Below are 21,524 nucleotides of genomic sequence, written 5' to 3'. Positions count from 1 at the left end.
GCGGCTATTTAGCCATTAAAATCATTAGATTACATAAATATAGACATTAATTAAGCATAAAAAAGGCCACCCTAAGGTGGCCATTTCAATCGGCGCAAACTAAACACTAAAAATTCAACTTTGCCTTACCCTTGAGGCCGTCGTTATCCTCAACCGTCAGCTTTACCTTGCTGGCGCGGTGACCGAAGCTGATGGCAACCGGGCCCGTCTGCTTGCTGCCATTGTTAAACTTCCACGACTGCGACACTATCTCACCGTCAGTGTCATAGCTTAGCGAGATGAACAGATCCATAAACCAGAGATCCAGATGCTCGATAACGGCAACAGGCTTTTGCTGCTTCACCTGTACCTTGACCACCTGGGTCACGCTATGGCTCAGACCATCGTTGTCGGTTGCCGTCAGGGTCACTGGGTACTCACCGGCCTTAGCGTAGCGATAGCTTAGTTGCTCGCCGCTGGCGGTCTCACCGTTACCGAGATCCCATTGATAATCGACGATCTCACCATCTTCATCCGTGGCGCTGCTCACCAGGCTCAGGGTACGGCCCTGGAGCTCATAACTAAAACTGGCGACTGGCGCTATGGTCTCACGCTCCAGCAGCAGGGAGATCACCACAGGGTCATGGTCCGAAGAGCGATAAGCATCGCTGCTGTAGAGCGACTCAATCTGACCGGCAGACTTAAACTCTTCGTTGTAGTCCAGCAGTCTTGGCTCGTCGGTATTAATATGCCACTCGGCCACATCGACAACCCTGTCGGCTAACTGAGTATTGGCCAATGCATGGTCAAGCTGCCCCGTTTCACCGGAGAAGACATAGGAGTATGCGCCCGACTTGCCCAGATGGTCGAACAGCTCGAGGTAACCGGCGCCGCGTAGCGCATCGATTGGATCTTCCTTGGCATAGGCATTCATGTCACCAATCACCAGGGTTGGCAGCTCGCCATACTCACTGGCCAGCCAAGCCCCCAGGGCGGTCGCCGCGCGGGTACGGGTTAGGTTGCAGTTACCCTGACCATCGTTGAGGTCTGGGTCACCCAGGCTGATGCAGTCACTGCCCTTGGACTTAAGATGGTTTACCGACACCACGAGTTGTTGCTCTTCACCCAAGACCTCGAAGGCCTGGGTCAGACTCGGACGGTTCTTACCATCGTTAAACAGCACCTCACCCTGCTCATCCAGCGGCGAGTTGGCGCTAGACAGCACCTTGGCCGCGCCCACAGGCGTAACGCGATCGCTACGATACAGCATGCCCACGGTAATGGCGTCTGTGCCTATGGTTGGCGTTGGCGCCGAGATAAACTGATATCTTGTCTCGCCCACCGCCTGGTTCAGACCGCTCACCAGGTCATTGATGGCAGATTCGCTACCAAAGCCGTCGTTTTCTATCTCCATCAGGCCAAAGATATCGGCGTCTATGCTCACCATGGCGCTGATGATCTTGGCGCGCTGACGGGCAAACTCGCTTGGCGTGTCGGCGCCGCGAGCCGTCGGGAAGCCGCCGCCCTGGCCATCGCCGTTGAAGTAGTTCAGCACGTTGAAGCTGGCGACCTTGAGGTTACCGCCGGCGGCCAAGGTTGGCTCGCTGCTTCTTGGGTTGGTCGCCACGAAATTAACCGTATCGATTGGCATCAGACGATACTTGCCAAAGCCATAGTGCATCACGGCGTTAAGCCCGGTAATCGAGTCACCCACACGCACAGTATTGTCGGCGCTTAGGCCTGGTGCTGGGTAACGCACAGGATCTGGGTTTTGCGAGGTTAGTCCGTCGTCCAGCAGCACTGAGTCTAAGGCGTTGGCTTGACTCACCGCCAGCGCGTCACTGCCAGGCTCGGCCACCTGAGTCCCAATGAAGTGACGCTTGCTACCAAGCAAGATCTCGCCGTAGCGTCCCAGGTTATAAACCTCATTCACGACCAGGTTCTGAGTAAAGTGTACACGCATGCCTTCGACTGCTTCCAGGTCGCTGCTCTGGGCCAGTGGCAGGCTCACCTCGGCGGCGCTCGGTAACTCCTGAGCGCTGTCACACAAGGCGTGCTCGCTAACATTGGTCAGCTCGGTCAGGCCGTTGTACTCCTTGACCGTGGCGGTCAGACGCACACGATCGCCCGCCTGATAACCCAGCGAACCACCGGTATAAACGAAGACCCCCTCTGAGGTGTTGATGTCAGCGTCAACCTCGGCATCGGCCATCTGCAGGAACAGACCCTTGAGCCCAGCTTCCTGATTGCTGGTGACGATCGCCTCGACCGTTACGCTCTGACCATTGAGCGGGCTGATATCGCCACTGCCCTGCAGTGCTGAGATCTTGGTGGCCGGATCATGACAGACAAGGCTCACCGGCGGCTCGGTAGGATCCGTCGGGTCAGTTGGATCTGTCGGGCCTTGACTGGCAAACTGGCCGAGATCGCCAAAATCATCCTGTGCATGACCTGTCCAGGTGGCCAGGGTCACGGCATCATCGAGCTGAGTATCGGCGATCAGTTGGTTAGGATCCCGGCGCAGGGTGTTATTCTGCGTCGACAGTTCGCCGCTGCCCCACTCTGACCCCGGATCTGTGCCCAACTGACCAAGACTGTCGATCACCTGGCCCTGCTTGCGCAGCACTAAGGTGTCGTCACCGTTGAAGAAACTGGCTGTGCTTAGCTGGTTGGCGACCGCTAAGATCTCACCGGCGGCATCGTTATCGGCCAGCACATAGGTCTTGCCGGCAGCCAGGCTACCGCTAAGGGCTATGGTAGAGCCGGCACTGGTGCTGCCGTTAAAGTAGAACTCGAGTTGATATTGACTTAAATCGATGGCGGCGCCGGTGGGATTGTAGAATTCAACGGCCTTGTTGTTGCTGCTGCCTTCTACATACTCTGAGATGATCAGATCGTCTGCGGCCTGGGCAAAGGTGGAGACACCACCAATCGCCAAGGCAAGCGCGCTTGCTTTGGTAAACATATTAACCCCTAAAATTATCCATTAACCTAGTGTTTAACTAGTGCTGTGCTAGACAGTATCCGAGTCTTATCGCTCAAATTACTGCGGTGCTGATCCTTCGACCAGCGCACACTATAAATCAGCTTAGTGACAAAGAGGTTACAAATTTTACATAAAATCAATACGTCGAGCCTTAAGCACAATTGACAGCTTAGAGGCGATTTTGCAGCACAATCCTCTTTTATCAGCGTCTCGATGAAGTCAGTCGACAGGGGTTTACTGAGGTAAACTGATTTAGAATCTAACGTGAAGAAGTACGAGATAAGCAGCTTAAAGATAAGAGCTTAGAGATAAGAGATAGAAGCTAAAGCCAGGCCCAGGGCTATATGCCCAGGCTCGGCTCAAAACAAGCCAATACTTTGGATTGCTTATTGTTGGATGTGCTTTTTGTTGAATGCGCTTAGTTGTCCTGCCAGATCATCACCTTGGCCGGCTCGCCGCCTTTGCGGGTCGCGCGGTACATGCCTTCGGTGTTAAATGGGGTGGCGATGTTGCCGCGCTGATCGATGGCAATCACCCCGCCGGTACCACCTGCGGTGATCAGGCGCTGGTTGATCACCTCATCCGCCGCCTGCAGAATCGATTTTTGTTGATACTTCACCTTGGCGCAGATATCCCCCGCCACATGGTAGCGAATGAAATACTCGCCATGGCCGGTGGCCGACACCGCGCACACCTGGTTTTCCGCATAGGTACCGGCACCGATCACCGGCGAATCACCGATACGGCCGAAACGCTTGACCGTCATGCCGCCGGTCGAGGTGCCGGCCGCCAGGTTGCCTTGTTTATCCAGCGCCACGGCGCCCACGGTGCCAAATTTGTAATCCAGATCCAGATAGTTAACCGAGGCCTGATAGTCAGGCTTGCCCGCCTCCTTGCTCTCGGCCGCCTTCAACTTGGCCTTAGCATCGAGAAGCTGCTGATAGCGACTGTCGGTATCAAAATAGGTCACAGGAACCAGGCTAAAGTCCTGACTCAGGGCAAACTCCTCCGCTCCCTGACCCGAGAGCATCACGTGGGGCGACTTGTCCATCACGGCGCGCGCCAGGTTGATCGGGTTCTTAATATGCTTCACCCCGGCCACGGCGCCGGCGTTGAGGCTGCGGCCATCCATGATGGAGGCGTCCATCTCATGGGTGCCGTCATAGGTGTAAACCGCGCCTTTACCCGCATTAAACAGCGGACTGTCTTCGAGAATATTGATGGCAGTGGTCACCGCCGTCAGGCTATCGCCCCCCTTCTCGAGCACCTTATAGCCGGCATCCACCGCCTCTTTTAGCTTGTCGCGGTAGGCTTGCTGCTGCGCCTCGGTTAGATTGGCCTTAGAGATAGTGCCGGCGCCGCCATGGATGGCGATGGAAAATGGCTGGGTTTCGGCCGCTACGCCTGTGCTGATCAACAGGCCCATCAGGCCGGCCAGTAGGGAGGGGGTAAAAGTGCTTCTCACGGTAGGCTTCCTCGTTATTGTTTGCCTTCTTTGTACCGATTTTCATCATTAATTACAATCACCATCTTGCTTGGCCTCTATAATCTGCGACAATAAACAGCAACAAACTTTTCAACTAGATAGAGCCTTTTTCTTGCGGATCTTTGCGACCTTATCCCGGCTATCGATACTCGCCCTACTCAGCTTCAGCATGGGTGTCTCCCCCGTCTGGGCAAACGACTGGTTGAAGGTCGAGGTCGACGGTGCGAGCGAGTCACTTAAACGCAACATCACCGCCCACCTCGGCGCCCTCCCAAGCTCAGAGGTACAGCGCCGCGCTTATATCTTCAACGCCGAAGAGAACATAGAGGCCGCACTACACTCCCTGGGCTACTACAAGGGCAAGATAGACCAGCAGCTGGAGAGCCCAGAATCTGGCCCCTGGACGCTCCGCCTAACCGTCACCCCAGGCGCCCCGACGGTGATCCAGTGGATAGATATTCAGCTGTCCGGCGAGATCCTCGACGATGAGGTGATCAACGCCTGGCTCAGACAGATAAAGGTCAAACCCGGCGATGTGCTCAATCATGGCGAATATGAGGCGATCAAGTCGCAGCTGCTCACCTACGCCCTGGCCAGGGGTTACTTCGAGGGCAAATATCTGACCAATCAGATAGTGGTCAACCGGGATCTCGACAGCGCGCAGATCAGCCTGCATTACGACTCGGGCCCACGCTATCGTATCGGCGAGGTCAGCTTCAATGGTCACGACTTAGTGCCTGGGTTTCTCGACAAGCTGATCCCTTTTGAGCCAGATTCCCACTACAGCACGGGTAAGATAGGCGCCCTCAACCGTGAGTTGGTGGATACCGGCTACTTCACCAATATCAAGGTGCTGCCACAGCTGGACAAGATGCAGGATGACCGAGTGCCTATTCGGGTAGAGGTAACGCCTAAACCCAGCCACTCCATCGAGCTGGGTCTGGGCGCCGACATAGGCAACTCCATCGACAATAACATAGAGCCGAGAGTCAGGGTGACCTGGCGCACGCCGCAGATCAACCGTTATGGCCACTCACAGGAGACCAGCGTCGAATGGTCGCCAGACAGGCCCAAGTTTCTAACCACCTATACCATTCCCCTCACCCATCCGCTGGACGATCAGCTTAAACTACGGCTCGGCCTGCTGAGGGATAAATATGGGGTGAGCCAGATCTACGATCCCGATAAGCGCGACTATCGCAACACGGGTGAGCTGGAATCGATCAAGAAACTCGTGGGGGTCGTCAGGCAGAAACGCCTGCAAAATCAATGGCTGTTTACCTATTCGCTAGATGCCATCAACGAAGAGTATACCCAGTCGGATATCAAGTACAATCCCGACGTCTTGCTGCTCGGCACCAGCCTCTCCAAGACCACCCGTGGCGACAAGAGCCTGGATCCTAAGTCGGGCTTCTTTCAATATTACAGCCTGGAGCATGCCGACCCGAGTCTTGGCTCAGATCTGCGTCTGACCCGGCTACAGGCCAAGTTTAAGTGGATAGACACCTTCTTCGACAAGCACAGGTTTGTCTCCCGGCTGGATCTGGGCGCCAACCTGGTGAGCGAAGAGGATCTGCCCATGGTGCCCCCCTCGCTGCGCTACTTTGCCGGGGGCGATCAGAGTATCCGCGGCTATAGTTATCAGGAGCTTGGCCCCTATATCGAATATACCAACAGCCAAGATCAGTTGGCCCGCATGGTAGTCGGTGGCCGCTACCTCATGGTCGGCAGCCTGGAGTATCAATACTATCTCACCCCTACCTGGCGAGTGGCTACCTTCGTCGATGCCGGTAATGCCTTCGACGATAAGCAGTTCGAGCCCATCGTCTCTGTGGGCGGGGGTGTCCACTGGATCTCCCCCATCGGCCCCATCAAGCTCGACCTGGGTGTGGGCCTTAAGGAGACTGAGACAGTTGATCGCAGCTGGCGCATCCATCTCACTATGGGGGCCGAGCTATGATAGAGCGGCCAGATGGAATCGACCAAGACCAGATGTCGCCGGAACAGCTGCTATCGACGCAGAGCGGCGAAACGGCAGCACAGAGATCTTTGCTATACCGCCTGCTCTGCTGGCTGCGTAACCTGGTCAGGGTGCTGCTCTATCTGCCGCTGGCCCTGCTCATCCTGCTGGCCATCTTGATAGGCACCCCCTTTGGCAGTCGTATCGCGGTCAATCTCGCCGATCTCTTGGTGCCGGACTTAAGCCTGAGCTACGGCGGCGGTACCCTCAACGGTCAGCTGCAACTGGAACATGCCAAGTGGCAGATGACGGGCATAGAGGTCGAAACAGAGGGGCTTAGCCTCAACTGGCGCCCCCTGTGCCTGCTACAGCGCCAGGTATGTGTCGACTCGCTGGGCGCCGATGCGGTAAGGGTCGATATCGATACAGACCTGCTCACCTCAACATCGCCAGACGCTCCTCTCGAGGAGGCAGCGCCAACTGACGAAACGAAGGAACACAGTCCGCTCACCCTGCCTATCGGCATAATCCTCAACCAGAGCGACCTCAATCAGATTAGGGTGCGGGTCAATGAGATGCAGTTTAATGCCGAGCAGCTCGCGGCCAAGGCCAGCTGGTTAGAGACAGGCCTGAGGGTCAATCGGCTCGACAGCAGCGGACTCTTGGTCTCGATTCCCCTTGGACAGAGCGAAGATGGCGCGCAGCAAAATCAAACTAATAGCCAAATGCAGGCTCAAAATCAGGTAAAAGCTGACCAGCGAGACGCGCAGGCGAGCTGGCCCTTGAGTCAGTTGCCCGAGGTCGAGATCCCCATGCCCATCTTTGTCGATGGCGCACATCTGGCCGGTAGTGAGCTCAGGCTCGGCGAGCGCATAGACAAATTTGCCGCTATCGACCTTGCCGGCAGCTACCTTGGCTATAAGATCACCGTCGATAGCCTGACCCTAGATCATGACTATGGTAAGGCGCGCCTCGATGGTGAGATGAGCCTGGTTCAAGACTATCCCATGGCGCTGCATATCGAGGCGGATCTCACCAGCAACAAGGTCAGCGAGCTGCCGGATCTCAAGCGCCAGCACCTGAACGCCGAGATCAACGGCAGTTTCTCAGCCCTTGCCGTTAAGCTTAAGGGCGAGGGTCACCTCGCGCTGGACCTAGATGCCGAGGCGAACCTGAGCACGCCTGCAATGCCCTATAAGATGACGCTTTCCAGCCCGCACCTGATGTGGCCGCTAGTTCAGGCCCAATATGAGGCCAAGGCATTGGCCCTTACATCGAGCGGCAGCTTAGCGTCCCAGAGCCTTAGTCTAAATGGTGAGCTTAAGACTCCTTATCACCCCTGGTTAAGCCTGAAGACCCAGTTGACCCATCAGGATAAGCAAGTCGAGGTGGCGGCGCTTACCGTCGACAGCGAGATGGGCAATCTAGATCTTAAGGGCAACCTGGGCTACGGCGAGACGATTAGCTGGCAGCTAGAGGCCGACACCCAAGGCTTAGATCTTGCCCAGCTGGATGTAATGCCTGATAAACCTCTGCCCGAAACTCAGATAAGCGGCAGCCTGCATAGCCAGGGACGCTTTAGCGATAAACAGTGGTCGGTAGGCATCAGCCAGGCGGATCTCGAAGGTCAGGTGGATCAATACCCCCTGAGGCTTCAGGGGGATATCTCCCTGAACGATAAGTTCCAGCTTAACGCAGAGCATCTGCAGCTCGACGCCCTGGAATCGCAGCTTACCCTCTCCGGACGGGTAGATGATGCCTGGGCGCTGGACGGTCAGCTAAGCGTGCCCGCGCTGAGCCTGTGGGATCCCAATGCCAGCGGCGCCATCAAGGCGGTGATCAATGTCTCGGGCGATGACGAGCACCCGGAAGTGGCCATCAACGCCGACACCATAGAGTTTAAGTACGCCGATATCACGGTAGACAAGGCCAAGCTTATCGCCTTCTACCGCCCCCAGGATGCACATCAGTTTGCCCTATCCTTGAAGTCCTCGGGTATCAAGGGGCAAGGCATGGCACTGAGTAACCTCACCTTGGGCTTCAAGGGGGATATGGCCAAACAGAAACTGGGCCTGCAGACCTATGGCGACCTGCAGCTTAACACCTCTATCGCCTCCACCTTCGACGAGAAAACCCAGCGCTTCGACGCCAAGATAAAGCGTATCAGCCTCAATTCTCGCCTCGGCGCCATGGCGCTGGATGAGCCCATCGACCTCTATTGGGACAATAAACACGCCAAGGGCGAGATCTCGCCCTTCTGTTGGCGACATGACGCCGCCAGTCTGTGCCTCACCGACACCGCAGAGCTTGGCGACAAGGGCGATACCCGATTGCAATTTGTCGGCGATCTCGGCGCCCTGCTGTCACCCGTGCTGCCTGAAAATCTTAAATGGAAGGGGCCGACTCAGCTCGATGGCGAGCTTCAATGGGCCAAGGGCGCCAAGCCCACGGGTCAGCTAACCCTGGCCATGGCGCCGGGACAGTTCGATCTCACCACCACCAAGCGCCATATTGAGGCCCAGTACCATTACCTCAACCTCAAGGCCCGCTTGGATGAGCTGCAACTGGCCATAGACACACAGCTGGAATCTGAGCGGTTTGCCAAGATAGACAGTCAGCTCACCATAAGCACGGATCCCGAGCACAGGCTGAGCGGCAAGATAGATCTTAAAGATATCGACCTGCATGCCCTGGCCGACTTTACGCCTCAGCTTGAGGTGCTCGACGGTCAGATCTCCAGCGCCATCATCTTGGGCGGTACGCTGAATGAACCGGATCTCAGCGGCACGTTAGATCTGGTCAATGGCCAACTGGCGGCGGCCGCTAACCCGACCCTGCTGGATAACATCAACCTCAAACTCACCCTGCAGGGGCAGACGGGCCAGGTGAAAGGTCAGTGGACCATGGGCGATGGCAAGACCAAGGTAGATGGCGAGATTGGCTGGCAAGAGGGCCTAAAGGGGGATCTTAATTTTAGCGGCGACAAGCTGGCCATCATTCAGCCACCGCTGGCGATACTGGATGTGTCGCCGGATCTGGACATCAGCTTTAGCGATAAGCACCTGGATATTCGCGGCAAGCTGGATGTGCCATCTGGCCACATCAAAATCGTCCAGCTGCCCGAGGGCGGCGTGGCCGAGTCCAGCGACGTGGTGTTCAACGACAGTCTGGCCAGTCAAGCCCAGGTGAAAGATCCCATCGCCGTCACCAGCCAGATAGCGATCAAGGTAGGCGACAAGCTCACCATAGACGGCATGGGGCTCCGAGGCATGCTGGTGGGCACCCTGGAGCTGCGCCAGGCCGCCTTCAAGCCGCCGCTACTCTATGGCGACATCAAGGTGGTTAACGGTAACTACAAATTTATGGGTCAGACCCTCTCAATCAAGGCCGGTGAGGTGCAATTTGTCGGCCCCATGGCGGTGCCTAACCTGAATATCGAGGCAATTCGCGAGATCAAGGATGAAGATGTGGTCGCCGGGGTGCGCATTACCGGCACACCGCTAAAACCTGTGGTCACCCTCTTCTCCAACCCTGCCAAGGAGCAGGCGGAGATCCTCTCCTACATCATCAAGGGCACAGGGCTGAATAACACCAGCTCAGATCAAAACAATGCCCTGATGATGGGCGCCGCCCTCACCCTGGGCAATCAGCTGGGGGACAACGCCTTTAGCAATCTCGGCAGCTCCGCCTCCAGCATCATAGAGAAGTTCGGCATCTCCAACGTGCAGTTCGACGCCAACGACGATGGCAAGGTCGCCATCAGTGGCTTCATCGGCGAAGATCTTATGGTCAAATATGGTGTCGGGGTGTTCAACCCAGGTTATGAGATGACGGTGCGCTACTACCTGATGTCCCAGCTCTATCTGGAGAGCGTCTCGGGTACCATCTCCAAGACACTGGATATCTACTACAACTTCGATATCGATTAACACCGCGAGTAACAAACAGATTTAAAGACGCCATAATAAAAGCCGCTTCAATGAGCGGCTTTTTTATTAAAGGGTTTTGCAGCTGGCGCTTAAGCCTTGCTCGCTTGTGCCGATTGCATCAGATTCGCCTTATAACGCTGCCACACCTTGCCGCTGTTGATGCCGTAGCTACGCATCAATACAGGCACGTCGTTGTGGTTGTGATCTTTGGCCAAAGCTTCGAGCGCCTGGTAGAAGTCCAGCGCCAGCTCACGGGCCTTCTCGATGGCAAAGTACTCTTCACCCACACGGCTATAGAGGCCTTTGAAGCCGTTAAGGATCAACACATAAAGCGGGTTACCCGAATGGTACGCCAGGGTGTGATGCAGTTGGTAATCGAACTCGATAAAAGCCTTAGCATCGTCTTTCAGGGTGGCCAGTGGCGCTAACGCCTCAAGCACCTTGTCTGGGTTGTAACGGACGGCGCCCTTAAAATAGATGGCGCTGATGTTGGTGCGGGCAGATAAAAGCTGCTCCAGCAGCACAGGTTCACCGGCAGGGTTAAGATCGGCGATGGTTTCCAGCACGTTCAGACCCGAGGTTTCCCAGATATCGTTAACTCGTGTTGGCTTACCGTGTTGAATGGTCAACCAGCCGTCACGGGCCAGGCGCTGCAGCACTTCACGCAGCGTTGTACGTGTCACGCCGATCAATTCAGACAGTTCACGCTCGGCAGGTAGAATGGAACCGGGTGGAAACTTTCCCTCCCAAATCGAACGAACAATATACTTTTCGGCAAAGCTCGCAGGACCTTTCGCTTCAATAATATCTTTGTCTTTAGGCGCTACAGGTACTTGGGGGACAGTTGTCATCAGGCCACTATTCCAATTTATTCAAAGTTATCTTGGGAACTGATCATACCAGAGCGGTAAAAAATGGAAACCTAATCCGTAACATTACTGGATAAGATCAAGGACTCAGATCTCATTACTGGGCAAAATACACACCACATCAACAAGCTTGTGATATAGATTGCAGTTAATGTCCGTTTTTGGGCAATAGGTGCCATAAAAGTATTAAATTCTACATATCATTAGGATACACTGAATTGAACAGCGGACAGTTCGTTAACTTTCTGTCAAAAAATAATTATATAGATGAGAGGATGCCATGCCTGTGACCATGAGTCAGGCGTTTATTGACAATTTCTTAGGAAATTCTCCTAAGTGGTTCAAAATCGCAATTTTATCATTCTTAGTGATCAACCCGATCGTCTTCTACCTCAACCCATTCGTCGCCGGATGGTTACTGGTAGTCGAGTTCATCTTCACGCTGGCAATGGCGCTGAAATGTTATCCCCTACAACCCGGTGGTCTGCTGGCCATCGAAGCCGTCATCATAGGCATGACCTCGCCCAGTCAGGTCTTACATGAAATAGAAGCCAACCTGGAAGTACTGCTGCTATTGATCTTCATGGTGGCCGGCATCTACTTCATGAAACAGCTACTGCTGTTTGTGTTCACCAAGATGATCACCAAGATCCGCTCTAAGGTAGTGGTCTCCTTGATGTTCTGTGTGGCATCGGCCTTCCTGTCGGCCTTCCTCGATGCGCTGACGGTAATCGCCGTGATCATCGCCGTGGCCGTAGGCTTCTACTCCATCTATCACAAGGTGGCTTCGGGCAAAAGTTTTACCGACGATCATGACCACACCTCAGATAGCCACGGCGAGGGACATCCCCTGTGTGAAGATGAGCTGGAGGCATTTCGTGGCTTCCTGCGTAACCTGCTGATGCACGCCGGTGTCGGTACCGCATTGGGTGGTGTGTGCACCATGGTGGGTGAGCCGCAAAACCTGATCATCGCCGCCCAGGCCAACTGGCAGTTCGGTGAGTTTGCCCTGCGCATGGGCCCGGTCACAGTGCCTGTGTTCATCTCGGGTATCGCCACCTGTTTCCTGGTGGAAAAGTTTAAGTGGTTTGGCTATGGCCAACAGCTGCCAGAGGCGGTACACAAAATTCTGTCCGATTACGCCTCCTATGAAGATGCGCACCGCACCAAGCATGACAAGATTAAGCTGGTTATTCAGGCGTTTGTGGGTGTATGGCTGATCGTCGGCCTAGCCTTCCACCTAGCCTCTGTGGGTCTTATCGGTCTGTCGGTGATCATCCTAACCACCGCCTTTAACGGCGTCACCAACGAGCACGCCCTGGGTAAGGCCTTCGAAGAGGCACTGCCCTTCACCGCGCTGTTGGCGGTCTTCTTCGCCATCGTGGGCGTGATTATCGACCAGCAGCTGTTCGCCCCTGTGATCCAGTGGGCACTAAGCTACGAGGGTAACACTCAGCTGGTGATCTTCTATATCGCCAACGGCCTGCTCTCTATGGTGAGTGATAACGTGTTCGTGGGTACCGTCTATATCAACGAGGTGAAAGCCGCGCTGTTAGATGGCCAGATCACCCGCGATCAGTTCGACCTGCTGGCGGTTGCCATCAACACGGGTACTAACCTGCCATCTGTGGCAACTCCTAACGGTCAGGCGGCCTTCCTGTTCCTGCTGACCTCGGCGATTGCCCCATTGATCCGACTCTCCTACGGTCGCATGGTGTGGATGGCGCTGCCCTACACTATCGTATTGTCTATCGTGGGCATCCTGGCCATCGAGACAGGATTCCTGGGCGAGATGACCCAATACTTCTACGATTCCCATATGCTGATCCACCACTCGGTGGCGGAAGCGGCCAAGGGCGCAGTCACCGGACACTAATTTGTTGATTGACTGAACTTATCTAGTTTCGTAAAGTCTTAAAAACGCCTCTAGCAGTTAGAGGCGTTTTTTTATAGGAGAATATCGTTGAGCGCCCTGACCCGATTTGCACAGTCTCGTTTAGCCTGGACCCTACTGCTACTCACAGCCATTGGCCTGGAAGCTTGTGCCCTCTTCTTTCAACACGTGATGAAACTCGACCCCTGCGTCATGTGTATCTATCAGCGCTTAGCGGTGCTCGGCGTACTCACCGCCGGCCTCATCGGCGTAGTTGGCCATCAATTCCGTCTGCTGCGTTTTCTCGGCGTACTCCTGTGGGGCGTTAGCGCCGCCTGGGGCCTCAAGCTGGCGTTGGAACTGGTCGAGATGCAAACCAACCCATCGCCCTTCTCAACCTGCTCCTTCCTGCCGGAATTCCCAGAATGGATGCCGCTACACGAGTGGTTCCCGTCAGTCTTCCTGCCCACCGGCATGTGCACCGACATCCCCTGGGAGATGTTTGGCATCACCATGTCACAGTGGATGGTGGTGGCCTTCAGCACTTACCTGATTGCCCTGGTGGTGTTTATTGTTCCGGCGTTAATGCCGACTAAGAAGGCCTAATTGCGTTTAGATTACCGCTTTTAAGAAACGCCCTTAATGGGCGTTTTTTTGTGGCTAGCTATCGCCTAGCCACGCGTGTCGATTATCAACTCATCTTCCTTGAATTCGCTTATGTAGTGCCATGCTCCATAGCTACTTACCAAGAACGTCTTAAGTCGTACCTTCACTGCAACCTATCGCCTGCCCGGCGGGGGTTGTGCAAACACAATTTTGGCACGCTATGAATATGTCCCTATAAGCTCCACGGCGACGTCCTGTCGCCGAGGGCCAAATCGTGTTCACACTGGGTATCTATCGTCTCTTCGATTTGGCGGAAATGATGGCGAGTAGCTTATCAAACGTTCTATTGAGTAAGAGCCAAAGGTTTTCGTTTTTTAATTGTAGGTATGGGAATTTCGATTCGCTTGAGTAGCAACAACCTACAAGGTCATTTATCAAGGACACTTTGAAGCGCACCCTCACTGCAACCTAACGCCTGCCCGGCGGGGGTTGTGCAGATACGCCTGTGAGACGCCGTGAATATATCCCTATAGGCTCTGCCGAAACATCCCTGTTTCGGAAGCTCACCGGCGTATCTACACCCGGTATCTAACGTCTCTTCGATTTGGCGGCATTGGTAATGAAAAGAAGATAAGACAGAGATTAGAGGTACAAGCTCCTGCTTAAGAATGAGGAGCTAGGATGTGTAAAAACTGAGATAAACAGGCTAAACGCCGAAGTCACTTGTTATATATTTTTACGATACTTGCGCTCTGAGGAGTACCAAAGCCAATTGGTCCAAATTAAACCGCCAACGGGAAAAACGATAATAGCGACAAGCGGTCTAACCCAAATAGGTTCTTGTGGCTGAAAAGACTCCATCAAAATTGACCATAGCACTGCAGTAGATACGCCCCAAAATAGAAAGCCATTCATCCAGATAAACCTAGCTTTACCCTTGGCACGTACTTGCTTCCATTTCTCTATCTTCATCGACTTCTCCATAACTCGATTTCCACATAACGCCTTATTCAGCGTAAGCAACGCTACTACCCAGCCTACCCCATCGCACGATAAACACAAAATCCAACAAGGCTCAGGTGCCAGTCAAATCTCTTAGAAAGTTAACTCTGACCCCATTTATTTGTTATCACATAGTCATCATGAAACTTTACACAAATGCAATTAGTGACTTATTGGCAAACCTATCGACTAAAATAACGATTAAACAGGAGTCAAGTTTGCAGCAAAAGGCCCACTAAATGAAAATGCTATGTTAAAATTGACTCTATCGCCTTCTTCAATCGCGTTCCACAAATCATCTTTGACTTGTTTTGCTGGGACAAATATCTCATAACCTGTACCATCCATGATCAAAAAACCAAACCCTTCCCTTTTACGAGATATAGTTCCACTATGTATTCTCGGGTTTTGTTTCCCACCATCATAATCCCTAACCTCATGCCTAACTTCGAGTGAAAATCTCCCGTTACGTATATGATCGAAGATTTCAATGGATTGTTTATGATTTTTTTTATCTGACGAAAAAAACGAGAATCGCGCGAACCAAAACTGTGCATGATAATTTCTATCTTTCGGAGTAAATGCTCTTCGATAAAAATAAATTAATTCTGATTGATCTGGCTCCGTATAATTACGCAATAATTCAGCATAGTGAAAATTTAAACTATGGTCAGATCTTCTTCTTTCTAATGCCATTTCTAGAACTTTTTTTGCTTCATCTAACTTAGAAGCCTCCAAATAAATCTCCGACAATCGAATAGCCAAGTATGGTTCTCTATCATTCTCTTCAAATGATCTTTGCAATGCCTTTAGAGCATTCTCATTATCATTAATTAATTCGGAAAACTGTGCTTCCAACTTGTAAATATGGCCACTAGATGGAAACTTCTGTTTATTATCCGTTAACTCTTGCTGAACTTTACGTATACTTTCATTTATTAACTTTAACGGAGATGAATCATCACTTAATAAATTTTTCAAACTAATAATAGAAAGTTCTATTGAGGTAGACGAAACATAAGAACTATCACCCCATTTATGGACAATTTTTTGCAAATAACCTCTAGCTTCACCAATGGCCAAACTTAAATGACTCTGGTCCTTTGTTTTTTCAGCTTTATCTCTCCAACAAACTGCTAATGAGTGTAATATGCTTGAATCGTTTGGAGCTGAGTCACTAGCCGTAACTAAAAGTTCAATAGCTTTATCTAAACTGCCATTAACCCTAATTCTTTCGTAGTTAGCCATTTGTTGCAACAAATATGGATCATCCCCAAAAACGCTATGCGCATGTTTATATATGGCAACCACATCATCCAAATCTGGGAATAATTCCTGAAGCGATCTAGCCTTAATAAGCAGCCTATATGAGTCTCTATCGGAACTGAACGATATATTTAACTTGCTTAATATGCTAATGTATTCTAGATATTTGTCCTCAGACTTTTCAAGCGCCCTTTTAAATACAATCTCTGCAATTTCAGAATGCCTAGCAGAATAAAATGTATCATCATTACCATACGTCTTTGAAACAACCACCTTTTCCAAAGGATAATAAAGGTTACTCTTAAAATCCTCAAAAGTAATTTCGTGCACCCTTGATATCAACCCAGCTCTAACTGGCACCTTAAGTCTATTTAGCACACAAACTGTTAAATATATGCTTTTTGCTCTTTCTGGAAATATATTGGAATATTCATTATATATAATATCTTCAAATGGCTCCCCCATAGTGGCCTCATGAAGTGCAACCAATAGCTGACGTCCATGTCGATCTCGCAATTCAGAACATCTTTCTTCTCTCGACTTATTGACTAATATGGGCCCTAGTGAATCATGTAGCTCCAAAGAGTCTACCAGCGCTTCAATTTCCTTTTCTGATAAATATCTTAATATGAATTTGTCAGTAATCTGTTCATCAAGCTCTTCACATCGCATATTCCATTCATTATATCTCTCAGCAGAAACGATAGTAATTTTTAAGTCTCTTTTTATCGCTTTAGATACAAATCTGTTTATTTCTATAGCATTATTAGCTGCATCGTCCCAGAAGACGAATAATCGTTCTCCAGACTTTGAACTAAGTTCCTCTATTAAGTCAATATCAAGTGGTCTTCCAGAATTAACCCAAATAGCTACCCCTATTTTAGATTGCATTGTTTCCCATGCTAACTGTCTTAAAAGCACTGACTTACCTGAACCAGCCTCGCCTTTTACAACATAAAACTCAGTTTTAATTTTCCTTTCAGAGTCAGGTTTAATTATTACTGAATCATATATTATCGATTGTATCGACCGCGTAATTGCAACGTTATCAACAATCGGAGACCATTCCTGATCTACACCTCTGAAGAAATCTTTGGCGACACAGGCTTTAACAGACATTGTATTATGAAGAATTGTAAAATCTCTTTCAGATGAAATAATCAGTTCTTCACTTGGTGGCAAGTTAGTATTAAAAAATTGCTGTATAAAATGTGTATCAGGGCTGATAAACTTACTTAGAACTCTATCTTCTGGAGATATTTGTAAATTAAGCTCATATATAAAATCCTCAAACGTCATGTCTAGTGCCGTTATTTTTTTCTGGCCCCAAAAATCCCTTTCCACGTCTCTCAATTCAGGCTTGAGCAAATAGTGTCTTTCGCCATTAGGCGCTTCCGTTTCAAGTTCATGAAGGACAGACCTAATGTTTGCATCTTGCAGGCTATGGCCAACAAAAACTATCGTGTTCTTATAAGCTGTTTCAAACAAGTATTTAAACAAACCTGTTCGATTATTTTTGTATTGATTATATTGATCAATAGTTAATATTAGAGGGAGACTTTCATCATGAGTTCGTGTAATACACCCATGCAATTTAATTAATGGCAATTCACTGGGAGAAATAGAATGGCTCTCTATATCTTGCTCATCTGACAAAAAGGGAATTAACTTTTGGCTTGAGTCTGCAGACTTTTCGTAGCACGTCTCAATTAACCTATCATAGTTGGTGGTAAAAATCGTCGACCACTTAAACTTTGGAATTTCAAAGTGGAACTCCGCTGGAATTACACCTGAAAAATATTCCGCAATATAAGTTTGAACCTCAGATAAACTGTAAGCAGATATAGCCATTTCGGAGACAACTGACAGAGACTCTCCTGAAAACTCTCCATTAAGAAACCTTTCATTCAATATATCTCTCAAATCATTACCCAGCGGTATTTTCCTATCGTTAGGTAGCTTTGCCCCAAATAATGCTCCAGAGCCTAAAAATAAAACCACCCTTCCTGATTTAACCTTTTCTATAAGTGGGTGAGGCAACTTCATATAAACTCCTTTTTATTATCTATGAACTGACTATCTTTACTCAAATATTAATTTGTTAAACCGTAATATCTCTAATTATTAAAGATAAAATAAAAGTCCCCACTACCTACGTTACTCAGATTTACCATAAAAGAAGAAAATGTTATATCTTCTCATGATTTGAGCGTTTTCTAGCTATTTTCGGCAACGCTTTGTTGGAATAAATGTGGTCATAGTTAGCTTTTTGAGGGATTTGATTGGCGCATGTTGGTAGGCTTTTTCATTCCCTGAATGGCGTAGTCGATGTTTGATTCGAGTTGGCCTAGCTCTGTCCTTGATTGGTGATACTTTAATCTATTTTGTCGCTGATATTCAACATCTCATTTCACACTTTCATGAAATTTTTCTTTAGGAATAATAGCTTGTATCAATGAGCAACAGACGAAGCCAAATCGAAGAAACGTTAGATACCGAGTGTAGATGCATCTGCGGACGTCGATGGCAGGGATGCCATCGTCGAGCCTCCAAGGATGACTCCCTTTAAAACAAAGAGTCGGCGTGTAGCAGATGTATCTGCACATAAGCCTGCCGGAGGCAATTGATCCACCATGAAGTGATGATTCTAGGTGCCCTTCCAAATACAAAACGTAGCTAGACGCTCAGGCCCAAACATTATCCGATACCAGAAAGGTTAAATCGAAGAGACAATTAACTTGGTGCAGGTGCGGCTGAGGCCTTCGACAGCAGGGATGCTGTCGTAGAGCGCCCAGGGAAGGGTTTACAGCGTGCCGCAGCAGCACCTGCACGAAGAGCCTGCCGCAGGCAATAAGTAACATTGATGGCTAACGCTACAGCAAAGTGATTGCAGTCAAAGAAGACTAAAACCACTTTTCACTAGTTAAGTGAAGAACTAGTCGCAATCTTTGAGCGGCCACAAAACGATATGGTCCTCAAGGTACCTGACCTTGTTCTCATTCACTATCTTGTTGCGGGTCGACATCCCAAGTTCATGCATCTTGGACTTATCGCCGGTTAACAGCGGGTGCCAGCTGGGGAGATCCCGGCCCTGATAGAGACGGCGATAGGCACAACTGTCGGGCAGCCAGGTGAGTTCGGCGATATTATCGACCGTCACCTTAGTGCAGCTGGGGACGAAGGTAAAACGCTGCTCATAGTGCATGCAGTGACACGCCTTTGCATCGAGCAGTTTACAGGCGGCGTTGGTGTAGTAGAGCTCATCGGTTTCATCGTCGATGATCTTGTTGAGGCAACACTTACCACAGCCATCGCACAGCGATTCCCATTCCTGGGCACTCAACTCTGCGAGGGTTTTCTCTTTCCAAAACGACATTTTTACAATTCTTTCAAGGGCCAACTCTTATAAAAACCATATATTTCAATGATCAAAAGTTGACGTAGTGCTTAGGCGCCAAGCCAGCTTAAACCGGCTCGGCGTCTCGAGTAGCCTATTTTATCTCAGGATACTTAATTCTTTCTGACAGGTAGGTCACAGCCAGGGTCAGATGATCCGATGCCTGGGTCTGTCTCAGTACCCGGTAGTTGTCATACACCAGATAGCTGCGACCGCCTTCGCCATCGGGCCTTATCAGCGACACCTGCATATCTTTGCGTGACGGCAAGTCGCTGCCATTGAAGCGCCTTACGCCGAGCGCCTGCCACTGGTCAAAGCCTTTGTGTACCTCTAGCCCCACCAGATCCTTGGGCAGTTCGCTAGGGGATTTCACCTGGCGTCCCCAGGTGCCATCATAATCCCAGCCAAGCTGCTTGAGATAATTTGCCGTGGTGGCGAAGGCATCGGCGAGGTTCTGCCAGATATCCACCTTACCGTCGCCATTACCGTCTTTGCCGTATTTGGCCAGCTGCTTGGGGGTAAAGTGGGGGTAGCCCATCAGGCCGGAGGCATCGCTCTTGAGGCTGTCGAAACTAAGCTTGTCACGCTCCATCAGCTTAAGCGCCGCGAGAAACGCTTCATCCTGGCCATCACCATGATAGGCGTTGGAGGCGATCACCGTCAGCGCCGGATAGTCGCTGGCATCGAAGGCCGAGGCTATGCCCCAGTAGGCCAGTACAAACCTTGGCTGAACGCCATATTCCTTACCGAGACGGTCGAAAAGCGCCTTGTTGTCTCGATACAGGCCTCTCGCCTGCTCTACCAGGGCTTCGCTCACTCGCTCTGGGAGATAGGTATCCAGATTTTGTGGGCCATTGGCGACGGGTTCGTTAACCACCGCCTTCTTGAACAGCTTTATCTGATCGAAAACCGCGTCTATGGTGCCTTGGGCGATCCCCTGCTCGACTGCTTGCTGCTTTAACTCAGAGAGATATTGATCGTAACTGAGCGCTGACTCTTGGGCTTGCAAGGGGCTGGTCAAAACCAAGCCATTTGCAAGTAAAGCAATTAGCAAAACATTCTTCAAAAACATGCACTTTCCTAGTCTCTGCTATAACCTATCTCTTTCTTGTACTCTTCGAGTAGGTTAACCGGCGGTGGTGGTAATTGAAGATAATACCCCTTCTCGGCTAGTTCAACTTTTACTTTTTCGATATCGGCAAGGGCTAACTGTTCCCGTTTGTTTAGCGGCAGCAACATCACCAGTTCTGGCGTGCCAAACATCTTCATCAGAGGCTCGGGCACACGCTCGAAATCGTTGCGTTTCTCCACAAAAAGATAACTATCGGGTTTTAAGCGACTCTTATATACAGCACAGATCATATAGGGTGAAATTTCCAGTTTATTCAACTTGCCAGCAAATTGCGCACACTATAACATGGAGCGCAAGGATTATAATAATATCTAGCCGGCTCACGCCGGTTAATTTTATCAAGAGCAAGTTTAGGAATGCAGAAACCTAGCCTCGAATTAAAAGGCTCTTCATTTACGCTTTCAGTGCTGCATATTAATGATGCAGATCTCGACGGAATTGCCCGCGAACTCGACGATAAACTGGCCATCGCACCGCAGTTTTTTCTTGGTGCGCCTCTGGTAGTTAACCTCAGCGCCATCTCAGATCCCGATTACAACCTCGCCGGCCTCAAAGATCTCTTGATCTCCAGGCAGTTGGTGATTGTGGGGATCACAGGCGCGCCGAGTGCTATCGCTAATCAGGCCAAGGCCTTGGGGCTTGCGCTGATCAAGTCTGGCAAACAGAGTCAGACCCAGCCGCAGCTGCCGAAAACCACCAAGATAGTGAAGCAGAACATTCGCTCTGGTCAGCAAATTTACGCGCAAAATGGCGATCTCATCATCATAGGCGCCGTGGGTAATGGCGCAGAAGTGATTGCAGATGGCAGCATACACATATACGGTAGTCTTAGAGGCAAGGCCATGGCGGGTGCCAATGGCGACAAGAATGCCGTGATCATCGCCCAGAATATCGATGCCGAGCTGGTCTCCATCGCCGGGCAATATTGGTTAACCGAGAATCTACAGGCACATGCCTCGATCAAGAGCGGTTGCATCAGGCTTGACGGCGACAGCCTTACCGTCGAAGCACTATCGCTATAGAAATTGAAAAGGACAGA

At 50.8% G+C, this 21,524-nt stretch carries 13 protein-coding genes; 5 read left to right on the top strand and 8 right to left on the bottom strand.

Annotated features, from left to right (window positions below):
* Positions 1 to 106: 106 nt before the first annotated feature.
* Together K0H81_RS08795 and K0H81_RS08790 are read right to left on the bottom strand one after the other, a co-directional pair.
* Positions 107 to 2,944, bottom strand: coding sequence for an ExeM/NucH family extracellular endonuclease (locus K0H81_RS08795; protein WP_220060601.1), 2,838 nt, complete (start codon positions 2,942 to 2,944; stop codon positions 107 to 109).
* A 439-nt stretch (positions 2,945 to 3,383) separates the two neighbouring features.
* Positions 3,384 to 4,391 carry an isoaspartyl peptidase/L-asparaginase family protein gene (locus tag K0H81_RS08790; RefSeq protein ID WP_144203223.1) on the bottom strand — a complete coding sequence of 336 codons (1,008 nt, stop codon included), beginning with the start codon at positions 4,389 to 4,391 and terminating at the stop codon, positions 3,384 to 3,386.
* Between the two features lie 229 nt (positions 4,392 to 4,620).
* Between K0H81_RS08790 and K0H81_RS08785 the strand changes: the two genes are divergently transcribed.
* Both K0H81_RS08785 and tamB read left to right on the top strand, forming a co-directional pair.
* Positions 4,621 to 6,411 carry an autotransporter assembly complex protein TamA gene (locus K0H81_RS08785; protein WP_258406453.1) on the top strand — a complete coding sequence of 597 codons (1,791 nt, stop codon included), beginning with the start codon at positions 4,621 to 4,623 and terminating at the stop codon, positions 6,409 to 6,411.
* Positions 6,408 to 10,340 carry an autotransporter assembly complex protein TamB gene (tamB, locus tag K0H81_RS08780; RefSeq protein WP_220060599.1) on the top strand — a complete coding sequence of 1,311 codons (3,933 nt, stop codon included), beginning with the start codon at positions 6,408 to 6,410 and terminating at the stop codon, positions 10,338 to 10,340. Before K0H81_RS08785 ends, tamB begins: the two co-directional genes overlap by 4 nt.
* A gap of 89 nt (positions 10,341 to 10,429) precedes the next feature.
* Here the strand turns inward: tamB and fadR are convergent, their stop codons facing one another.
* Positions 10,430 to 11,191 (bottom strand): fatty acid metabolism transcriptional regulator FadR, encoded by a 762-nt coding sequence (gene fadR, locus K0H81_RS08775; protein WP_220060598.1) that lies wholly within the window; start codon positions 11,189 to 11,191, stop codon positions 10,430 to 10,432.
* A 298-nt stretch (positions 11,192 to 11,489) separates the two neighbouring features.
* On the opposite strand from fadR, the gene nhaB reads away from it, so the two are divergent.
* A complete protein-coding gene (gene nhaB / locus K0H81_RS08770; protein WP_144203080.1) occupies positions 11,490 to 13,085 on the top strand; it encodes a sodium/proton antiporter NhaB in 1,596 nt (531 codons plus the stop codon).
* Positions 13,086 to 13,172: 87 nt separating this feature from the next.
* On the top strand, positions 13,173 to 13,688 hold the full coding sequence (dsbB, locus tag K0H81_RS08765; protein WP_220060597.1) for a disulfide bond formation protein DsbB: 516 nt from the start codon (positions 13,173 to 13,175) through the stop codon (positions 13,686 to 13,688).
* A 726-nt stretch (positions 13,689 to 14,414) separates the two neighbouring features.
* Here dsbB and K0H81_RS08760 read toward each other — a convergent pair.
* From K0H81_RS08760 to K0H81_RS08740, 5 genes are all read right to left on the bottom strand, one after another.
* Positions 14,415 to 14,660 carry a hypothetical protein gene (locus K0H81_RS08760; protein WP_220060596.1) on the bottom strand — a complete coding sequence of 82 codons (246 nt, stop codon included), beginning with the start codon at positions 14,658 to 14,660 and terminating at the stop codon, positions 14,415 to 14,417.
* 231 nt (positions 14,661 to 14,891) lie between these two features.
* Complete coding sequence (locus K0H81_RS08755; protein ID WP_220060595.1) at positions 14,892 to 18,002, bottom strand: P-loop NTPase; 3,111 nt, start codon at positions 18,000 to 18,002, stop codon at positions 14,892 to 14,894.
* 889 nt (positions 18,003 to 18,891) lie between these two features.
* Positions 18,892 to 19,332, bottom strand: a complete 441-nt coding sequence (locus tag K0H81_RS08750) for a YcgN family cysteine cluster protein (RefSeq protein WP_220060594.1) — start codon at positions 19,330 to 19,332, stop codon at positions 18,892 to 18,894.
* 115 nt (positions 19,333 to 19,447) lie between these two features.
* On the bottom strand, positions 19,448 to 20,374 hold the full coding sequence (locus K0H81_RS08745; RefSeq protein ID WP_220060593.1) for a lytic murein transglycosylase: 927 nt from the start codon (positions 20,372 to 20,374) through the stop codon (positions 19,448 to 19,450).
* A 59-nt stretch (positions 20,375 to 20,433) separates the two neighbouring features.
* Positions 20,434 to 20,715 carry a YcgL domain-containing protein gene (locus K0H81_RS08740; RefSeq protein WP_011865981.1) on the bottom strand — a complete coding sequence of 94 codons (282 nt, stop codon included), beginning with the start codon at positions 20,713 to 20,715 and terminating at the stop codon, positions 20,434 to 20,436.
* A gap of 126 nt (positions 20,716 to 20,841) precedes the next feature.
* Between K0H81_RS08740 and minC the strand changes: the two genes are divergently transcribed.
* Entirely contained in the window at positions 20,842 to 21,507 is a 666-nt protein-coding gene (gene minC, locus K0H81_RS08735) for a septum site-determining protein MinC (RefSeq protein WP_144203067.1), read from the top strand.
* The last annotated feature ends 17 nt before the right edge of the window (positions 21,508 to 21,524 follow it).

This window comes from Shewanella halotolerans (assembly GCF_019457535.1).
Lineage (GTDB): Bacteria > Pseudomonadota > Gammaproteobacteria > Enterobacterales > Shewanellaceae > Shewanella > Shewanella halotolerans.
Note: the sequence above shows the minus strand (reverse complement) of the source record. Positions and strands in the feature narration are given on the sequence as shown.